Source organism: Streptomyces sp. NBC_01210, assembly GCF_036010325.1.
Taxonomy (GTDB): Bacteria; Actinomycetota; Actinomycetes; order Streptomycetales; family Streptomycetaceae; genus Streptomyces.
The window spans coordinates 2,217,349-2,234,780 of record NZ_CP108549.1 but is presented as its reverse complement, the minus strand read 5'-3'; the positions used below and the strand labels follow the sequence as shown (position 1 = coordinate 2,234,780).

The 17,432-nt window shown below is 72.3% G+C and carries 16 protein-coding genes and 1 pseudogene; 3 read left to right on the top strand and 14 right to left on the bottom strand.

Annotation, left to right across the window (positions count from 1 at the left end; genetic code table 11):
• Window positions 1-7 precede the first annotated feature (7 nt).
• The 3 genes and pseudogenes from ectB to OG735_RS10115 form a co-directional block, all read right to left on the bottom strand.
• Entirely contained in the window at window positions 8-1,276 is a 1,269-nt protein-coding gene (ectB, locus tag OG735_RS10125) for a diaminobutyrate--2-oxoglutarate transaminase (RefSeq protein WP_327322802.1), read from the bottom strand.
• 22 nt (window positions 1,277-1,298) lie between these two features.
• Window positions 1,299-1,835: a diaminobutyrate acetyltransferase gene (gene ectA / locus OG735_RS10120; protein WP_327322801.1), complete on the bottom strand. Its 537-nt coding sequence runs from the start codon at window positions 1,833-1,835 to the stop codon at window positions 1,299-1,301.
• A 405-nt stretch (window positions 1,836-2,240) separates the two neighbouring features.
• Window positions 2,241-2,405 (bottom strand): annotated as a pseudogene (locus tag OG735_RS10115) (alanine--glyoxylate aminotransferase family protein); the annotation flags it as partial.
• Window positions 2,406-2,479: 74 nt separating this feature from the next.
• On the opposite strand from OG735_RS10115, the gene OG735_RS10110 reads away from it, so the two are divergent.
• Both OG735_RS10110 and OG735_RS10105 read left to right on the top strand, forming a co-directional pair.
• The gene (locus tag OG735_RS10110) at window positions 2,480-3,565 is read left to right on the top strand and encodes an amidohydrolase family protein (RefSeq protein ID WP_327322800.1); all 1,086 of its coding nucleotides are present in this window, start codon (window positions 2,480-2,482) and stop codon (window positions 3,563-3,565) included.
• A 321-nt stretch (window positions 3,566-3,886) separates the two neighbouring features.
• Complete coding sequence (locus tag OG735_RS10105; RefSeq protein WP_327322799.1) at window positions 3,887-4,810, top strand: SCO1860 family LAETG-anchored protein; 924 nt, start codon at window positions 3,887-3,889, stop codon at window positions 4,808-4,810.
• Between the two features lie 55 nt (window positions 4,811-4,865).
• On the opposite strand, the gene cobC is transcribed toward OG735_RS10105, so the two are convergent.
• From cobC to cobM, 7 genes are read right to left on the bottom strand one after another with little or no spacing between them, the layout of a single operon-like run.
• Window positions 4,866-5,921: an Rv2231c family pyridoxal phosphate-dependent protein CobC gene (gene cobC / locus OG735_RS10100; RefSeq protein WP_327322798.1), complete on the bottom strand. Its 1,056-nt coding sequence runs from the start codon at window positions 5,919-5,921 to the stop codon at window positions 4,866-4,868.
• Window positions 5,905-6,843: a sirohydrochlorin chelatase gene (locus tag OG735_RS10095; RefSeq protein ID WP_327322797.1), complete on the bottom strand. Its 939-nt coding sequence runs from the start codon at window positions 6,841-6,843 to the stop codon at window positions 5,905-5,907. Before OG735_RS10095 ends, cobC begins: the two co-directional genes overlap by 17 nt.
• Complete coding sequence (locus tag OG735_RS10090; RefSeq protein ID WP_327322796.1) at window positions 6,840-7,424, bottom strand: precorrin-8X methylmutase; 585 nt, start codon at window positions 7,422-7,424, stop codon at window positions 6,840-6,842. The genes OG735_RS10095 and OG735_RS10090 overlap by 4 nt, the downstream gene beginning before the upstream one ends.
• Entirely contained in the window at window positions 7,421-7,897 is a 477-nt protein-coding gene (locus OG735_RS10085) for a hypothetical protein (RefSeq protein WP_327322795.1), read from the bottom strand. Before OG735_RS10085 ends, OG735_RS10090 begins: the two co-directional genes overlap by 4 nt.
• A complete protein-coding gene (gene cobJ, locus OG735_RS10080; protein ID WP_327322794.1) occupies window positions 7,894-9,591 on the bottom strand; it encodes a precorrin-3B C(17)-methyltransferase in 1,698 nt (565 codons plus the stop codon). The genes OG735_RS10085 and cobJ overlap by 4 nt, the downstream gene beginning before the upstream one ends.
• The gene (gene cbiE / locus OG735_RS10075; protein WP_327322793.1) at window positions 9,588-10,853 is read right to left on the bottom strand and encodes a precorrin-6y C5,15-methyltransferase (decarboxylating) subunit CbiE; all 1,266 of its coding nucleotides are present in this window, start codon (window positions 10,851-10,853) and stop codon (window positions 9,588-9,590) included. The genes cobJ and cbiE overlap by 4 nt, the downstream gene beginning before the upstream one ends.
• Window positions 10,850-11,671 carry a precorrin-4 C(11)-methyltransferase gene (cobM, locus tag OG735_RS10070; protein WP_327322792.1) on the bottom strand — a complete coding sequence of 274 codons (822 nt, stop codon included), beginning with the start codon at window positions 11,669-11,671 and terminating at the stop codon, window positions 10,850-10,852. The genes cbiE and cobM overlap by 4 nt, the downstream gene beginning before the upstream one ends.
• A gap of 91 nt (window positions 11,672-11,762) precedes the next feature.
• On the opposite strand from cobM, the gene OG735_RS10065 reads away from it, so the two are divergent.
• Entirely contained in the window at window positions 11,763-12,488 is a 726-nt protein-coding gene (locus OG735_RS10065) for a ZIP family metal transporter (RefSeq protein WP_327322791.1), read from the top strand.
• A 62-nt stretch (window positions 12,489-12,550) separates the two neighbouring features.
• Here the strand turns inward: OG735_RS10065 and cobI are convergent, their stop codons facing one another.
• From cobI to OG735_RS10045, 4 genes are read right to left on the bottom strand one after another with little or no spacing between them, the layout of a single operon-like run.
• Entirely contained in the window at window positions 12,551-13,300 is a 750-nt protein-coding gene (gene cobI / locus OG735_RS10060) for a precorrin-2 C(20)-methyltransferase (RefSeq protein ID WP_327322790.1), read from the bottom strand.
• A complete protein-coding gene (locus tag OG735_RS10055; protein ID WP_327322789.1) occupies window positions 13,297-14,817 on the bottom strand; it encodes a cobyrinate a,c-diamide synthase in 1,521 nt (506 codons plus the stop codon). The genes cobI and OG735_RS10055 overlap by 4 nt, the downstream gene beginning before the upstream one ends.
• Entirely contained in the window at window positions 14,811-15,410 is a 600-nt protein-coding gene (gene cobO / locus OG735_RS10050; RefSeq protein WP_326649084.1) for a cob(I)yrinic acid a,c-diamide adenosyltransferase, read from the bottom strand. Before cobO ends, OG735_RS10055 begins: the two co-directional genes overlap by 7 nt.
• Window positions 15,410-17,422 (bottom strand): putative cobaltochelatase, encoded by a 2,013-nt coding sequence (locus tag OG735_RS10045; protein ID WP_327322788.1) that lies wholly within the window; start codon window positions 17,420-17,422, stop codon window positions 15,410-15,412. Before OG735_RS10045 ends, cobO begins: the two co-directional genes overlap by 1 nt.
• Between the last annotated feature and the right edge of the window lie 10 nt (window positions 17,423-17,432).

The following is a 17,432-nucleotide window of genomic DNA, read 5'->3' as shown; positions in this document are numbered from 1 at the left end:
GGGGGTGTCAGGCCGTCTCGCGGACGGAACGGGCCAGGATGCGCAGGCCCTCGTCCAGCTCTTCGGGGGAGATGGTGAGCGCGGGCAGGAGCTTCACCACTTCGCTCTCCGGGCCCGAGGTTTCCAGCAGCATCCCCAGCTCGAAGGCGCGTGCGCAGACCGCCGAGGCACGTGCCTTGTCCTCGAACTCCAGGCCCCACACCAGGCCGCGGCCGCGGAAGCTCAGTCCGGTCCCCCCGCTCTCCTCGACGATGGCCAGCAGCGCACGCTCGACCTGCTCGCCGCGCGCCAGGGTCTGCTTCTCCATCTGGCCGTCGGCCCAGTAGGTGTTGAGCGCGGCGGCGGCGGTGACGAACGCCGGGTTGTTGCCGCGGAAGGTGCCGTTGTGCTCGCCCGGCTCCCAGATGTCCAGCTCCGGCTTGAACAGGCAGAGCGACATGGGCAGTCCGTAGCCGCTGATGGACTTCGACAGGGTGACGATGTCCGGCGTGATGCCGGCCTCCTCGAAGGAGAAGAAGCCGCCGGTACGGCCGCAGCCCATCTGGATGTCGTCGACGATCAGCAGCATGTCCTGGCGGTGGCACAGGTCCTGCAGGGCACGCAGCCACTCGGCGCGGGCGACATTGATGCCTCCCTCGCCCTGCACCGTCTCGACGATGACGGCAGCCGGCTTGTTGAGTCCTGAGCCCTGGTCCTCGAGCAGTCGCTCGAACCAGAGGAAGTCCGGGACCTGGCCATCGAAGTAGTTGTCGAAGGGCATCGGCGTGCCGTGCACCAGCGGTATACCGGCGCCGGCGCGCTTGAAGGCGTTGCCGGTGACGGCGAGCGAGCCCAGCGACATGCCGTGGAAGGCGTTGGTGAACGAGACGACGGACTCGCGCCCCTTCACCTTGCGGGCCAGCTTGAGCGCCGACTCGACCGCGTTGGTGCCGGTCGGGCCGGGGAACATGACCTTGTACTGCAGGTCGCGCGGCCGCAGGATCACATTCTCGAACGACTCCAGGAACGCGCGTTTGGCCGTGGTGGCCATGTCGAGGCCGTGCGTGATGCCGTCGCGCTCGATGTAGTCGATCAGCGCTCGTTTCAGCACCGGGTTGTTGTGCCCGTAGTTGAGCGATCCGGCGCCGGCGAAGAAGTCGAGGTAGGTGTGGCCGTCCTCGTCGTGGAGGTAGCTGCCCTGCGCGCGGTCGAACACTGCGGGCCAACCGCGGCAGTAGCTGCGCACCTCCGACTCCAGGGTCTCGAAGACACTCAGGGCGGGCGGGGTGATGGTCACAGCAGTCTCCAGATGTGGGGGGTCAGGCGGAGAGGGGGCCGATGCGGTAGAGCACTTCCGGCTGGTGCGTTCCTTCGGGGAACAACTCGCCGTCGAAGAGGACTTCGCGCTCCAGCCGCGCCCCGTGGCGCTGGGCGTAGGAGGTGAAAAGGCGGTCGGAGGCGGTGTTGTCCGGGGTGATGGTCGTCTCGATCTCACGGATCCCGGGGCCGTCGGTGACCCTGGCGGTCAGCGCGTCCAGCAGTACGCCGGCGAGTCCCCGGCCGCGGTGCGCATGGTCGACGGCGACCTGCCAGACGACAAGTGCCTCGGGGCGGTCGGGACGTACGTAGCCGGTGACGAAGGCGATGGGCTCACCGTCGGAGCCGCGCGCCACCACGGAGGTGGCGGCGAAGTCGCGACACCACAGCAGGTAGCTGTACGAGGAGTTGAGGTCCAGGACCTCGGAGTCGCGGGCGATGCGCCAGATCGCGGCTCCGTCCTCCACTCGTGGGGTGGCGATCTCCAGGAATTCGCTCGGGGTCTTGGCTCGTACAAGGTCTTCTTGTGCGGCGGTCATGCAGAGGAAATTTACCGAGCAAATTCAGAAAATGCATCGAGGGAAGGGGTTGGGTACTGTGCCTCTTTGTGTTATCGCGCGGGCGTGAGCGGCGGCACGGCGATGGGGTGCTTTCGGGGCTTTTATGCCGGAATTAGCGGGGTGAATCGGGCACGTTGTGGAGTCGGTCACACGTCGGTAACTCTCTCGAGATCCGCCCGAATTACGTCATTCGATCCTGTCGAAACCTTGGTGTTTAGGATCGTGGAACGGGGGCAGAAGAAAACGGGAAGCTGCTCGTAATAAAGCAGCTTCCCGTCTATTTCAATTAACGCCGACTTTAGTTCCCGGAGAAATGCTGTTCGCCGAGAAGGGCGCGGGTCGGCGCCAGGCCTCGGTGACCGCGCGCCGGGCCGCCTCCAGGTCTCCCGGCCGCGCACCGCCGCGGATGCAGCCCTCCAGCGGGAGCAGCGCCTCGCCCTGCATGATCACCACGTCCTGCTCGGTGGCGAGCAGTGCGGCGACCCGCCCCTCGATGGCCGCGAAGTGCGCGGCGGTCAGCGGGGCCGGATCGAGGAGGGGATGCGTCACGGCGGTGCTCTCTTCGCGAAGGTGTGTTCGGCCTACTGCGCCGAGGGTACTCAGCGCCTCGTACAGTGCTGGACATGAGCGATCACGTGGTGCTGCATGTGAAGGGGCGGGTGCTCGTCGGTCCCGACGACGTCAGGGACGAGCTGTGGGCGGTGGACGGCCGGATCACGTACGACCGGCCGCGCGCCGAGGCGCTGGCCGTCGAGGGCTGGGTGCTGCCCGGTCTGGTCGACGCGCACTGCCATGTCGGTCTCGACCATCACGGCCCGGTCGACGAGACGACCAGCGAGAAGCAGGCGCTCACCGACCGGGACGCGGGCGCGCTGCTCATCCGCGACGCCGGATCGCCGTCCGACACCCGCTGGATCGACGACCGCGAGGACCTGCCGAAGATCATCAGAGCGGGCCGGCACATCGCGCGCACCCGCCGCTACATCCGTAACTACGCCCATGAGATCGAGCCGGGCGACCTCGTCGCGTATGTCGCGCAGGAGGCGCGGCGCGGCGACGGCTGGGTCAAGCTCGTCGGCGACTGGATCGACCGGGACGCGGGCGATCTGACCGCCTGCTGGCCCCGCGGCGAGGTCGCCGCGGCGATCGCCGAGGCGCACCGGCTGGGCGCGCGGGTGACCGCGCACTGCTTCGCCGAGGTCGCGCTCCGGGACCTGGTCGAGGCGGGCATCGACTGCATCGAGCACGCCACGGGGCTCACCGAGGACACCATCCCGCTGTTCGCGGAGCGGGGCGTCGCGATCGTCCCGACGCTGGTCAACATCGCGACGTTCCCGGACCTCGCGGCGGGCGCCGAAGCGAAGTTCCCCGACTGGTCCGCCCATATGCGCAGGCTGTACGAGCGCCGCTATGACACGGTGCGCGCGGCGTACGACGCGGGCATCCCCGTCTTCGTCGGTACGGACGCGGGCGGCTCGCTGGCCCACGGTCTGGTCGCCGCGGAGGTGGCGGAACTGGTGAAGGCGGGCATCCCGCCGGTCCAGGCGCTGTCGGCGACGGCCTGGGGGGCACGTCAGTGGCTGGGCCGCCCGGTGCTGGAGGAGGGCGCGCCCGCGGACCTGGTGGTCTACGACACGGATCCGCGGGCGGATGTCAGGGCTCTGGCGGCGCCGCAGCGGGTGATCCTCAACGGCCGTGTGGTCGGCTGAGGGGGCGCCGCTCCCTGTGGCGCGGCGCACGGTGACCCAGCGTGACCGAGGCTGCACGGTTCGTCGAAGCACTTCACGCGCGGGGCGGTGCGGTTGACCGGCGCACTCATCCGTTCGCGGTGACGGGGGTGGCCCCGCGGGAACACTCGTACCTCAACAATCGAATGCGGGCACGGAAACCTCACTTTGGGGTGAACTCACGTCAGGTGTCTGTCAGTTTACTCTCAGTGCGCAAGGATTCCGGTGTCTCAAGTCGCCACCGTCCATGCGTCCCCGTGGGGACGGGCGCGGCGCCAAGTCTCCTGTAGGGGTTCCACCACCTTGAACAGCCACACCTTCCGCATGCCCGCACGCCGCTGGGCCGCCGCGACGGCCGCCACCGCGCTGGTCGCAGGCCCCCTGGCCATCGCCGTCCTCGCCGCCCCGGCGCATGCCACCGGGGGCGGCGGCGAGGGACGGGCAAGTGCGGCCGTGCTCCGCACCGGGCTCGATGTGTCCCTGCTCAACAAGACCGTCAACGTCCCGCTCAAGGCCACGCTCAACGAGGTGCAGGCCCCTGCCGGCGCCGAGAAGACCGCGCTGACCGTGCAGTTGGACGGGGTCGACCAGGGCAGGCCCTTCCAGGTGCTGCGTGCGGACGTCGCCACCGCGAAGGCGACCGCCGACCGGCACCGGGCCGAGGGTTACACCAACCTCGCTCGCGCCGTGCTGCATGTGCCGGGACTGCCGCTGCTCGCGCTCGTCGAGGTCGAGGAGGTCACGTCGAAGGCCGTCTGCGAGGCGGGCAAGCAGCCGGTGGCCGAGTCGAATCTGCTCGGCCCGGTGACCGTGCTCGGCAAGAAGGTCACGCTCTCCACCGGCGGCACCACCCGGGTCGCGGTGCCGGGGGTCGGCGAGGTGACGCTCGATCTGTCGAAGCGGCACACTTCGTCCCGTACGGCCGCCGCCACCGCGCTCGAGCTGAAGGTGTCGGTCAACCCGCTCAAGCTGAACGTCGCCGAGGTCAACGGCACGGTCACCCTCGCCGAGGCGACCTGCGAGTCGCCCGCGACGTCCGCCGCGCGGGAACCGTCCCCCCGGCCGAGCCACGGCGTGCGGGCGCAGTCCGGCGAGGCCCCCGCCAAGGAGGACCTCGCCGAGACCGGCGGCAACACCACAACCCGGTACCTCGCGGGCGGCGCGGTCCTGCTGCTGGCGGCCGGTGGCGCCGCGATGGTGCTGGCCCGCGCACGGTCCAGGAGCTGACACCCCGGCCTACGGCGCCCCGCACGCAAGGCTGTGCGGGGCGTCAGCCGCCGACTCAGCCGCCGACCATGGTGAGTGCCTTGTCCAGCGCCTGCAGAAAGCGGTTGGTGGTCGCCCGGTCGCGTACCGCCAGCCGCAGCCAGTCGGGCCCGAGCCCCGGGAACGTATCACCGCGCCGGGCCGCGAAGCCCAGACCGCGCAGCCGCTCCCGCACATCGGCGCCACTCCGCACATGGACGAGGACGAAGGAAGCCTCCGCCGCCTCCACCACCCGTACCTCCTCGAACTCCGCAAGCCCCGCCAGCAGATGCGCCCGATCCGTCGCGATCCCGTGTGCCGCCTGCGCGGCCTCCTTGAGCGCGGCCGGCTCCATACACGCCTCGGCCGCGGCCAGCGCGGGCGTGGCGACCGGCCACAGCGGCTGGGTCCGCTCCAACGCCTCGATCGTCTCCGGCCCGGCAAGCACATAGCCGATCCGCAGACCGGCAAGACCCCAGGTCTTGGTGAGGCTGCGCAGCACCACCAGACCAGGGACGTCGGTCCGGCCCGCGAGCGACTCGGACTCGCCGGGCACCGCGTCCATGAAGGCCTCGTCGACCACCAGCACCCGTCCGGGGCGGGCCAGTCCGGCGATGTCGGCGGCCGGATGCAGTACGGACGTGGGGTTCGTCGGATTGCCGATCACCACCAGGTCCGCCGAGTCGGGAACGGCCGCCGGATCGAGCCGGAAGCCGTCCGCCTCGCGCAGCAGCATCCGCGCCACCTCGTGGCCCGCGTCCCGCAGCGCCGCCTCCGGCTCCGTGAACTGCGGGTGCACCACGAGTGGTTGACGTACCGTCAGGGCGCGGGCCAGCAGCACGAATGCCTCCGCGGCCCCCGCCGTCAGCAGCACCCGCTCCACCGGCACACCGTGCCGCTGCGCGACCGCCGCGCGCGCCGCCCGCCCGTCCGGATACGCCGCCAGGGTCGTCAGCGAGCAGGCGATGCGCTCGCGCAGCCAGTCCGGGGGAGTGCCGGCCCGGACATTGACCGCGAGGTCCGTGAGGTGCGCGCCCCGCACCTCCGCGTCACCGTGGTGGCGCAGATCGTATGCGTCAGTGTGAGTGCGCATGGCTGCCGTGTGGGTGATGGCCGTGGCCGTGGCCTTGGCCGTGGTGGTGACCGTCGTCGTCCGGGTGGAAGTGCGGCTGCTGCGGGATGCCCACCTTGTCCTCGAAGCCCGGCAGCGCGATCCGGTACACACAGGAGTCGCAGTTCATCCGGATGTCGCCGGCGACGGCCTCCCGGTAGCGCTCCATGACCAGGTCCAGCAACTCCTCGGTGGGGCCGATCACATCGGCCGACACCACCTCCACCTCGGGATGCGCCGCCGCCCAGCCCTGCGTCTGCTGAAGCACCCGGTCCGGCAGGATGCCGGTGAACAGGAAGTACGGGAGTACGACGATCCGGCGCGCCCCCAGCTTCACGCACCGGTCGAGACCGCTGGGCACATCGGGGGCGGCGAGGGAGACGAACGCCGTCTCCACACCCGCGTACCCCCGCCCCTCCCACAGCAGCCGGGCCGCCTTGAGTACTTCGGCGTTGGCGTCCGGGTCGGTCGAACCGCGGCCCACCAGCAGCACCGTCACATCGGCGCGGTCGGAGGGCGTACGGACCGTGGAGCCCAGCGCCTCGTCGAGCCGCCGCTCCAGGACGGTCAGCAGCGACGGGTGCGGGCCGAGCGGGCGGCCGTAGATGTAGGAGATCCCGGGATGCCGATCCCGCTCGCGGGCCAGCGCCGCCGGGATGTCGCCCTTGGCGTGCCCGGCCGACACCAGCATCAGCGGCACCGCGGCGAAGCGGTTAACGCCCTGCCCCACCAGCTCGGTGACGGCGTCGCCGAGCGGCGGCGGGGACAGCTCGATGAAGCCGCCGGCGACGGGGAGTTCGGGATGGCGCCGCCCCAGCTCCCGTACGAAGTCCCGGAAGGCCTCGGCCCCGGCTTCGTCGCGGGTGCCGTGGCCGGCGATCAGCAGTGCGGGCGGCGTGGTCACGCGTTCTCCTTGATGTGGGGGTGGTACAGCAGAGCATTGAGCGCGGCCGCGGCGACCGCGCTGCCGCCCTTTTCGGACACGTTGCTGACGGCCGGCAGCCCGCTCTCGCGCAGCGCGGCCTTGGACTCGGCCGCGCCGACGAAACCGACGGGCAGCCCGATGACGAGCGCGGGAGCGGCGTCGAGGACGAGGAGCTCCTCGAGAGCGGTCGGCGCACAGCCGATCACCCAGATCGCGCCGGGCCCGACCTGCTCGTACGCGAGACGGATCGCGTGCGCGGAACGGGTGAGCCCCGGGCCGGACTCGGCGTCCTTGAGCCGGCAGACGGTCTCGCGCCGGGTGATCCCGGCGGCGACCATCTCGACATCGGCGACGACCGGCGCACCGGTGTGCAGCGCGTCGTGCGCGGCGACGAGGGAGGCCTCGTCGCAGACGAGATCGGTGGCGTACTCGAGATCGGCCGCGGAGTGAATGACCCGCTCCACGACGGCCCGCGTCAGTGGCTGGAATCCGCTGGTATCGAGCCGGGACCGGAGCCGCCGGAACGACTCCTGCTCGATGGGGTGGACGACGCGGGTCACGAGGCGACTCCGGAGTGGCGGCGGTGGGTGACGGGTGCGGTGCCGACTGTCGCCGGCGATGGGGGGCAGGCCTGGGCGCTGCCGGGGTGCGACATGCGTCGGCCGGGGTGGTCCGTGCCTGGGGCTGCGCCCGTGCCCTGGGCTGCGCCTGCGTCAGCATCTGCGCCCGCGCTTGCGCCCGTGGCCTGGGCTGCGCCCGTGCCCGTGCCCTGGGCTGCGCTTGCGTCAGCATCTGCGCCCGCGCCCGTGCCCGTGGCCTGGGCTGCGCCCGCGCCCGTGCCCGTGGCCTGGGCTGCGCCCGCGCCCGTGCCCGTGGCCTGGGCTGCGCCCGTGCCCGTGCCCGTGGCCTGGGCTGCGCCCGTGCCCGTGCCCGCGTGGTGGGGTGCCCAGTCGGCGGCCGCTTCGCTGCCGGGGCACACCACACGCGCCCCGCACGCCCCCACGACCGCGAGCGCGTCGCCGCGGGCCCTCACGACTGCCACCGGTAGCCGCGCGGCGTCACCATGCGGCCCGCGATCTCGCGCGTGGCCGTGTTGCCGACCGTCACGACCGTCATCATGTCCACCGTCGCCGGATCCAGTCCGGCGAGAGTCGTCACGCGGCTGGATTCGTCCACGCGCGACGCGTTGCGCACGACACCCACCGGCGTCCCCGGCTCCCGGTGCCCGGCGAGGATCGTCAGCGCCTTCGGGAGCTGCCAGTCGCGGCCGCGACTGCGCGGGTTGTAGAAGGTGACGATGATGTCCGCCTCCGCGGCGGCCCGCACCCGGCGTTCGATGATCTCCCACGGCGTGTGCAGATCTGACAGGCTGATCGAGACATGGTCGTGCCCGAGCGGCGCCCCCAGGATCGCGGCTGCCGCGAGCGCCGCGGTCACGCCCGGTACGCCGACCACGTCGATGTCGTCGGACGCCTCGGCGAGCGCGGGCGAGGCCATCGCGTACACACCCGCGTCACCGCTCCCGATCAGCGCGACCGCATGCCCGGCGCGGGCCTCGGCGACAGCCGTACGGGCCCGTTCCTCCTCCGCCCCGAGGCCGGACTCGATCACACGCGTGCCGGGCCTGAGCAGGTCGCGGATCTGGTCGACGTACTGATCGAGCCCGACCAGTACGGAGGCCCGCCGCAGTTCCTCGGTGGCGCGCGGGGTGACCAGATCGCGGGCCCCGGGCCCGAGCCCGACCACGGCCAGCCGGCCGCGCGGCGGCCTGCGCACGATCGCGCAGGTCGCCATCGCCGCACGCCCCCCGGGGCTCGACTTCCGCTTCGGGACCAGGAGTTCGCCGCCGCCCACGAGCGCGGCGGCCTCAGCGACCGACGGCGTCCCCACGGCGGCGAGCGGCGCGTCGGACGGGTTCGGCACGGTGACCGAGGAGAGTTCCTCCGCCGCGTACGTGACGACCGGCACTCCGAGCCGCTCCGCGGCCCCGACGATCCCGGGCTCCTCCGCCTTCGCGTCGACCGTCGCCAGCGCCACGACGCTCAGTACGGAGAGCCCGGCGTCACGCAGCGACTCCTCGACGAGCCCGAGCACCTCCTCGACGGGAGCACCCTTGGACGCTCCGACCCCGACGACGAGCGACGCGGGCCGCAACACGGCTTCCTGTGCGCCCGGTTCGACGAGCCGGTCGGTCACCCGGAGGACGGCGGCACCGTCAGCAGTCACGTCGGCACCCACATTCGGCGGCAGCGGCGGCAACGCCCACACCGCGTCCGCCCGCAGCGCCACCGGCTCGCCGTCCAGCACCGCCCGCGTCACCGCCGCGACCGCGCCCTCCACCGGCAGGCCCAGCGTGTCCAGACCAGGGATGTCCGTCGCGTCCGTCGCCGTCGTCACCACCGGGGTGCAGCCCAGGACGTCCGCGACCTCCGCCGCCAGCTCGTTCGCGCCGCCGTCGTGGCCGCCCAGCAGCGACACCGCGAACCGCTGCCCCTCGTCCACGCACACCACGCCCGGGTCCGCCGACTTGTCCGCGAGCAGCGGGGCGATCAGCCGTACCACCGCGCCCGTCGCCAGGAAGCACACCAGCTGCTCGCACTCCGCGAACGCGCGCTCCACCGACTCGCGCACCGGGCCCTCGTACACCCGGGTGCGGCCGGGCCAGGCCGCGGCCAGCCGGTCGCGGGCGGCGGCGCCCGCCGCCGTCGCGGAGATCAGGCCGATCACTGAATTGCTCCTTCGTTCACCGAATCCGCGGGGCGGTCGCCCCACAGCAGGAATACGGGGTTGGCGGACGCCAGCCGTGTCACATCTCCGGGCAGCGGGGCCAGCCGTGACGAGTGCAGCAGTACGCCCTCGGACACGAACCCGGCGGCGGCCAGCGCGCCGCGTACCGCAGCCACCCGGTCCAGCGCGGCCAGCGCGACGACCACCGTGCGCCGGGCCCGCCGCGCGCACGCGGTGACGATCGCGGGCAGCTCCGCGCCGCCCCCGCCGATGAACACCGCGTCAGGGTCCGCCAGATGGGAGAGCACCGTCGGTGCCGCGCCGTGCACGGCCCGTACGTCCACACCGTGCGCGGCCGCGTTCACGCGGATCCGCTCCACGCCGTCGGGGGTCTTCTCCACGGCCACCACGGCCGCGCCGAACCGCGCGCACTCCACTGCCACCGAACCGGACCCCGCGCCGATGTCCCACACGAGATCGCCTGTACGCGGCCCGAGGCGCGCCAGCGCCAGCGCCCGTACCTCGAACTTGGTGATCATCGAGTCGCGGTGCTCGAACTCTCCCTCGGACAGCGCCCACCGGTCCGGACCGATGGGCACCGAGACCGTCCGCTGCGCCGGCGACAGCGCCCGCCGCTCGTCCAGGCAGAGCACCACGCTCACCGCGTCCCACGTACGCGCCGCCGCCTCCGCGGGCGACATCCGCTCGATCCGCTCGTGCTCCGGGTCGCCGAGCGCCGTCGCCACCACCAGCGTCCGCTCCGCGGCCCGGTACGCCAGCTCGGCGCCCAGCTCCGCGGGCCCCGAGCCGGGACCGGTCAGCACAGCAGTCTTGGGATGCGCACGGCACACATTGACCGCGGTCCGCAGATCACGGCCGTGCGCACTGACGACAACCGCGTCGTCCCACGGCAGCCCGATCCGCGCGAAGGCGACCGCCACCGACGGCGCCCCCGGCCGTACGTCCAGCGCGTCGGCGCCGAACCGCTCGGCCAACGCCCGTACGATCCCGAAGAATCCGGGGTCGCCCGAGGCCAGCACCACCACCCCGGCCGCGCCGCAGGCCAGCTTCTTCCCGATCACGTCGAGCGCCGGCGCGAGCGGCCCCAGCACCAGCTGTTGCGCGTCGGCGGGCACATCGGCCGCACGGCACGCCGACGTCAGATGCCGCCGGGCACCCACCACCAGCGTGGCCGCGGCGAGCGCCTCGGCGTCGCGTACGGAGAGCGGCGCGCCCGTCCCCGTACCGATGACCGTGATCATGGCGTCGCGCCCTGCGCGCGCAGCGCCTTGCGGGCGGCCGGGTCGGCCTTCCGGAAGCCGTGGAAGTGCCCCGGGTGGTACAGATGCGAGCGCGTCCCGGAAGCCGCCAGCGCCGGACCGACCAGGAACAGCGTGTGCTTCCAGAGCTTGTGCTCCTTGACCGTCTCCTCCAGCGTGCCGATCGTGCAGCGCAGGATCAGCTCCTCCGGCCAGGTCGCCTGGTACGCGATGACCACCGGCGTGCTCGTCGGATAGCCGCCCTCCAGCAGCTCCTGCGTCAACTGGCCCGAGCGCGCCGCCGACAGGAAGAGCGCCATCGTCGTGCCGTGCCGCGCGAACTCCCGTACCTCCTCGCCCGGCGGCATCGGTGTCTTGCCGCCGCCGAGCCGGGTCAGGATCACGGACTGCGCGACCTCCGGGATCGTCAGCTCGCGCTGAGCGATCGCGGCGACGGCCGAGAACGACGAGACGCCCGGCACGATCTCGACCTCCAGGCCGAGGTCCACACACCGGTCGAGCTGCTCCTGCGTGCCGCCCCACAGGGCGGGGTCGCCGGAGTGGATCCTGGCGACCCGCAGGCCCTCGTCGAGCGCCCGCTCGTACACGGAGACGACGTCCTCCAGTGACATGGCCGCCGAGTCGAGGATCTCGGCGCCCTCGCGGGCGTGGTCAAGGACGTCGGCCTGCACCAGGCTCGCCGCCCAGATGACGATGTCGGCGTCGGCGATGGCACGCGCGGCGCGGAACGTCAGCAGATCGGCGGCGCCAGGGCCGGCGCCGACAAAGGTCACCTTGCCGTGGGTGGCGGCATCGGCCATGAGCGGGGGTCCTCTCGGGTCATTCGGGTGATTCGGGCGGATCTCGATCGGAAGGGTGCGAAGAGACGGGTCAATCCGCTAGCAAGGGCGCATGGCGGTGTTCGTCGCGCTCGGCGCGTTCCTGATGACGCTGTTCGGCGGGTGGACGGCGCAACGCGTCACCGACCGCCGCCACCTCGTACTGGGCCTGGCCGGCGGGCTGATGCTCGGCGTGGTCGGCCTTGACCTGCTGCCGGAGGCACTGGAGGCGGCCGGTAACAAGGTGTTCGGGGTGCCGCAGGGGCTGCTGCTCTTCGTCGGCGGCTTCCTGGCGGCGCACCTGGTGGAACGGCTGCTGGCCGTCCGGCAGGCGGCGCACGGCGCGGACGAGGACGAGAGGGTGCCCCAGGTGGGGCTGACGGCGGCCGCGGCGATGGTCGGCCACAGCCTGATGGACGGAGTCGCCATCGGCGCTGCGTTCCAGGTGGGCGGCGGTATGGGCGCGGCCGTGGCGCTCGCCGTCATCGCCCATGACTTCGCGGACGGCTTCAACACGTACACGATCACCAGCCTGTACGGGAACACGCGGAGAAAGGCGATCGCGATGCTCGTCGCGGACGCACTCGCTCCGATCGTCGGCGCGGCGTCCACGCTGCTGTTCACGATTCCGGCCGAACTTCTGGGCAGCTATCTCGGCTTCTTCGGCGGCGTCCTGCTCTATCTCGCCGCGGCCGAGATCCTCCCCGAGGCACACCACACCCACCCCGCCCGCTCCACCCTGCTGTGCACGGCGGGAGGCGTGGGCTTCATCTGGTTGCTGGTCGGCCTCGCCGAGTGACTTGCCGAGTGACTTGCCGAACGACCCGCTGAACGGCCCGCCGAGCGAGGAGAGCGGTGAACTCACAGCTTGCCTCCGCGGCCACCGTCGCGCGGCGCCGGCGCGATCAGCGTCGAGAGGTACGGCAGCGCTCCCTCGGCAAGCTCCGCGGCCGGCCGGATCGACTCCTCGGGCAGCCCGAGCGCCGACCCCCACACCGCGCCCTCGGTACGTCCCGTCTCGCGCAGTGCGACGGCCACCTCCGCGGCGAGCCGCCCGAACTTGTAGGCGACGACCGTGCCGGGTCCCTTCAGGGCGTCCTTGAGCACGGCGGCCCCAGCGGTCACCGGCACCAGGGTCAGCGGCTCGGTGCCCTCGGTGAGGACGGCGCCGCTGCGGGCCGCCAGATCCTGCATGGCGGTGATGCCGGGCACGGTCTCCACGGCGGTACCCGGGACCAGTTCGGCGATGGTCTGTGCGAGATAGGTGAACGTCGAGTACACATTGGGATCGCCGATCGTCGCGAAGGCGACGGACCCGTGCGCGCGCAGCAGCTCGGCGACACGCTTGCCCGCGGCGTCCCAGGCGGCCTCGCGACGGCCACGGTCGGTGCGCTCGTTGAGCGCGAAGACGACGCGTACGACCTTCTCCGCGCCCACGTAGTGCAGGACGGTCGCCTCGGCGCGCCCGGGCTCACCCCCATCTGTTCCGTCGGATCCGGCCATCACAGGTACGACGACGGCATCGGCCTCACGAAGCGCGCGTACGCCCTTCACGGTCACCAACTCCGGGTCGCCGGGCCCGACTCCGACACCGATCAGCCTGCTGCTCATGCCCCGCACCTTTCAATGAATCTGCGTGCCGTGCTGGGCGTGGCCGCCCAGTGCGTATGCAGATAGCTCGCATGTACGCCGTGTTGCACGAATCCCTCCACGCGCCGCCCGGGCAGGTGCATCCCCCACGCGGGGCCGGGCCCTGCGGCCGGCTCGATGACCGTGCGGTGGAACTCGTGCCCATGCAGCCGTGTCCCGGCCGCCGCGAGAACGCTGTCGCTCACCGCGACAGCCTCCCGGTAGCCGAGTGTGAGCCGCTGCGACATCCGCGCCTCGGCGTCCAGGACACCGCACATCGGCATTCCGTCCAGGGCGCGTGTGAGATACAGCAGCCCGGCGCACTCGGCGGCGACCGGCGCGCCGGAGTGTGCCAGCTCGGCGACGGCTTTGCGCAGCGCGTCGTTGGCGGACAGCTCGGGCGCGTACACCTCGGGAAAGCCGCCACCTATGACGAGCCCCCGTGTCCCGTCGGGCAGTTGCTCGTCCCGGAGCGGGTCGAACGTGACGACCTCCGCGCCGGCGGCGGCGAGCAGCTCGGTGTGCTCGGCATAGGAGAACGTGAACGCGGGCCCGCCGGCGACGGCGACGAGGAGTGGCCCGCGGCGCTGTTCCCCTACCCGCCCCTTCCCGTAACCGGGGCTCCGCCCCGGATCCCGCGCCTCAAACGCCGGCGAGGCTGAAAATGTCGGCCGGGCCGCACAATCAAGCCCCTCCGGCGATTGAGGCGCGGGGGTCTGGGGGCGGAGCCCCCAGCTACGGGAAGGGGCGGGGTGGGGAACAAGCCCGCCGGAGGCGACCCCCGGGTCCCACGGCGCGTCCGGCAACGCAGGCGCGCTCCGCGCAAGCGCGAGCAGCGCCTCCAGATCGCACCCCGCCCGCACCACCTCCGCCATCGCCGCCACCGCGGCCACCGCGTCCGCCCGCCTCTCCGCGACCGGCACAAGACCCAGGTGCCGCGACGGCGACGCGACGTCAGCCACCCGCCGCAACACCCCCAGCACCGGCACCCCCGACTCGTCCAGCGCCTCCCGCAGCAGCTCCTCGTGCCGCTTGGACCCCACCTTGTTCAGAATCACGCCCCCGATCCGCACCTGTGGATCCCAGGACGCGAAACCGTGCACCAGCGCCGCCACCGACCGCGACTGCGAGGACGCGTCCACCACCAGCACCACCGGCGCCCGCAGCAGCTTCGCGACCTGAGCGGTGGACGCCAGCTCACCGGCTCCCGCCGCCCCGTCGTACAGCCCCATCACGCCTTCGACCACGGCCAGATCGCAGCCCGCCGCGCCATGCGCGAACAGCGGCGCGATCAGCTCCGTACCGCACAGATACGCGTCCAGATTCCGCCCCGGGCGTCCCGTGGCGAGCGAGTGATAGCCCGGGTCGATGTAGTCGGGGCCGACCTTGTGCGGGGACACGGAGAGGCCCGCCGCGACGAAGGCCGCCATCAGGCCCGTCGCGACGGTGGTCTTGCCGCTGCCGGAAGACGGCGCGGCGATGACGAGACGTGCTACCACTCGATGCCCCGCTGCCCCTTCTGACCGGTGTCCATCGGGTGCTTGACCTTGGACATGTCGGTCACCAGATCGGCGAACCCGACGAGCTCCGCCGGAGCGTTGCGGCCGGTGATCACCACATGCTGCGTCCCCGGCCGGTCCCGGAGCACCGAGATCACCTCGTCCGTGTCCACCCATCCCCAGTGCATCGGGTACGCGAACTCATCCAGCACATACAGCTGATACGTCTCGGCCGCCAGATCGCGCTTGACCTGCTCCCAGCCCTCGCGCGCCGCCTCCTCGTTGTTCAGCTGCTTGTCGCGCTGCACCCACGACCAGCCCTCGCCCATCTTGTGCCAGTCGACAGGACCGCCCTCGCCGGAGGCACCGAGGACCTTCAGCGCGTTCTCCTCGCCGACCTTCCACTTCGCGGATTTGACGAACTGGAACACCCCGATCGGCCACCCCTGGTTCCAGGCGCGCAGCGCGAGCCCGAACGCGGCCGTCGACTTGCCCTTGCCGATGCCCGTGTGGACGACGACGAGCGGGCGGTTGCGGCGCTGGCGGGTGGTGAGTCCGTCGTCCGGTACGACGGACGGCTGTCCTTGCGGCATTACGCGGCCCTCCTTGCAGTCTGAACGTCCCTGACAAGCCCGGCGATGGAGTCGGCGCGCAGCTCGTCGAGGGTGACGGCGGTGCCGCCGAGATCGACGGCCAGTGTGCTCGAGAGACCGAGCCGTACGGGCCCGGACTCGCAGTCCACGACGATCGCGGCGGTCCCTTCGGCGGAGTGCAGCCGCGCCGCACGCGACGCCAGCGCCACCGGATCGACCCCGCCCGTCGCCCGGCCGTCCGTCACCACGACCAGCAGCGGCCGGCGCGAAGGATCGCGCATACGCTCCACCCGCAGCACGTCGTGCGCCTTGAGTAGCCCGGCCGCCAGCGGCGTACGACCGCCCGTCGGCAGCGTCTGAAGACGAGCGGCGGCCGCGTCCACCGACGAGGTCGGCGGCAGCGCCACCTCCGCGTCCTTCCCGCGGAAGGTGATCAGCCCGACCTTGTCGCGCCGCTGGTAGGCGTCGAGCAGCAGCGAAAGCACCGCACCCTTCACCGCGCTCATCCGCTGCCGGGCCGCCATCGAACCCGACGCGTCCACCACGAAGAGCACCAGGTTCCCCTCGCGTCCCTCGCGGTTCGCCTGCCGCAGATCGTCCCGGCGGACCACCAGACCCCGGCCGCTGCGCCCGCGCGCCCGCTGGTGCGGGGCCGCGGCCTGCATGGTCGCCGCCAAGTGCAGCTTGGTGAGCGCCCCTTGGGGCCGCCGCGCACCCGTCGTCCGGCCGTGCTCGGTCCGCGCACGGGACCTGCGCCCCGCCGCGCCCTCGCCGAGACCCGGCACGCTCAGCATCTTCGTACGGAACGGCTCGGCGGCCCCTACGGGCTGCTGCTCACCGCCGCCGGCCTGCGGAGTACCACCCTCGGCCGGCTCCGCCTGCGCGGGCACTTCGCCCTGTCCGCCATCGCCCTGCGGCGGCACCTCGGGCCCGCCCTGCGGCGGCTGCCCGCCCCCGCCCGGCCCGTCCGGATCGGGGTCCGGATCGAGTTCCGGATCGTCGTCGCCGAAATCCTCCAAGGTCTCGTCGAGCTTGTTCTCGTCGAGGCCGGGGGCGTCGAAGGGATTGCGCCGCCGCCGGTGGGGGAGCGCCAGCAGAGCGGCCTGCCGTACATCCTCGGCGAGCACCTCCGTACGCCCCGCCCACGCGGCGAGCGCGGTTGCGGTACGGGCCATCACGATGTCGGCGCGCATCCCGTCCACCTCGAAGGCCGCACAGGTCGCGGCGATCTGCCGCAACGCGCCGTCCCCCAGCCGGACGTCGGGCAGCAGCGCCCGCGCGGCCACGATCCGGGCCCGCAGGGCCGACTCCTCGTCCGCCCAGCGAGCGGCGAAACCGGCCGGATCGTCGTCGTACGCGAGCCGCCGCCGCACGACCTCCACCCGCTGATCGGGCTCCCGCGAGGCCGCGACCTCGACGGTGAGCCCGAAGCGGTCCAGCAATTGAGGCCGCAACTCGCCCTCTTCGGGGTTCATGGTCCCCACGAGCAGGAAACGGGCGGCGTGCCGCACCGACACGCCTTCACGCTCGACGTACGAAGCGCCCATGGCGGCCGCGTCAAGCAGCAGGTCGACGAGGTGGTCGTGGAGGAGGTTGACCTCATCCACGTAGAGAATCCCGCGGTGCGCGTCCGCGAGCAGCCCCGGCTCGAAGGCCTTCACACCCTCGGCCAGCGCCCGCTCGATGTCGAGGGCACCGACGAGCCGGTCCTCGGACGCGCCGACGGGCAGCTCGACCATCCGCGCCGGGCGCGCCACACCGCCGCCGAGCTCGTGGGGACCGTCGGGACACGCCGGGTCCGGCGACGCGGGGTCGCACGAGAACCGGCACCCGGAGACGACCGGAACCTCCGGGATCAACGCGGAAAGCGCACGTACGGCGGTCGACTTGGCGGTCCCCTTCTCACCGCGCACGAGCACACCGCCCACGGCGGGGGAGACGGCATTCAGCAGCAGCCCGAGCCGCAGGTCGTCCATGCCGACGATCGCGGTGAAGGGGTATGGGGTGCTCATGCGGACTCCT

Coding starts and splice junctions, on each gene's coding strand:
- OG735_RS10065 (WP_327322791.1), top strand. CDS start 11,763: ATGGCGGTGTTCGTCGCGCTCGGCGCGTTCCTGATGACGCTGTTCGGC.
- cbiE (WP_327322793.1), bottom strand. CDS start 10,853: ATGATCACGGTCATCGGTACGGGGACGGGCGCGCCGCTCTCCGTACGC.
- ectA (WP_327322801.1), bottom strand. CDS start 1,835: ATGACCGCCGCACAAGAAGACCTTGTACGAGCCAAGACCCCGAGCGAA.
- cobM (WP_327322792.1), bottom strand. CDS start 11,671: ATGGCCGATGCCGCCACCCACGGCAAGGTGACCTTTGTCGGCGCCGGC.
- OG735_RS10110 (WP_327322800.1), top strand. CDS start 2,480: ATGAGCGATCACGTGGTGCTGCATGTGAAGGGGCGGGTGCTCGTCGGT.
- cobC (WP_327322798.1), bottom strand. CDS start 5,921: ATGCGCACTCACACTGACGCATACGATCTGCGCCACCACGGTGACGCG.
- cobO (WP_326649084.1), bottom strand. CDS start 15,410: ATGCCGCAAGGACAGCCGTCCGTCGTACCGGACGACGGACTCACCACC.
- cobI (WP_327322790.1), bottom strand. CDS start 13,300: ATGAGCAGCAGGCTGATCGGTGTCGGAGTCGGGCCCGGCGACCCGGAG.
- OG735_RS10045 (WP_327322788.1), bottom strand. CDS start 17,422: ATGAGCACCCCATACCCCTTCACCGCGATCGTCGGCATGGACGACCTG.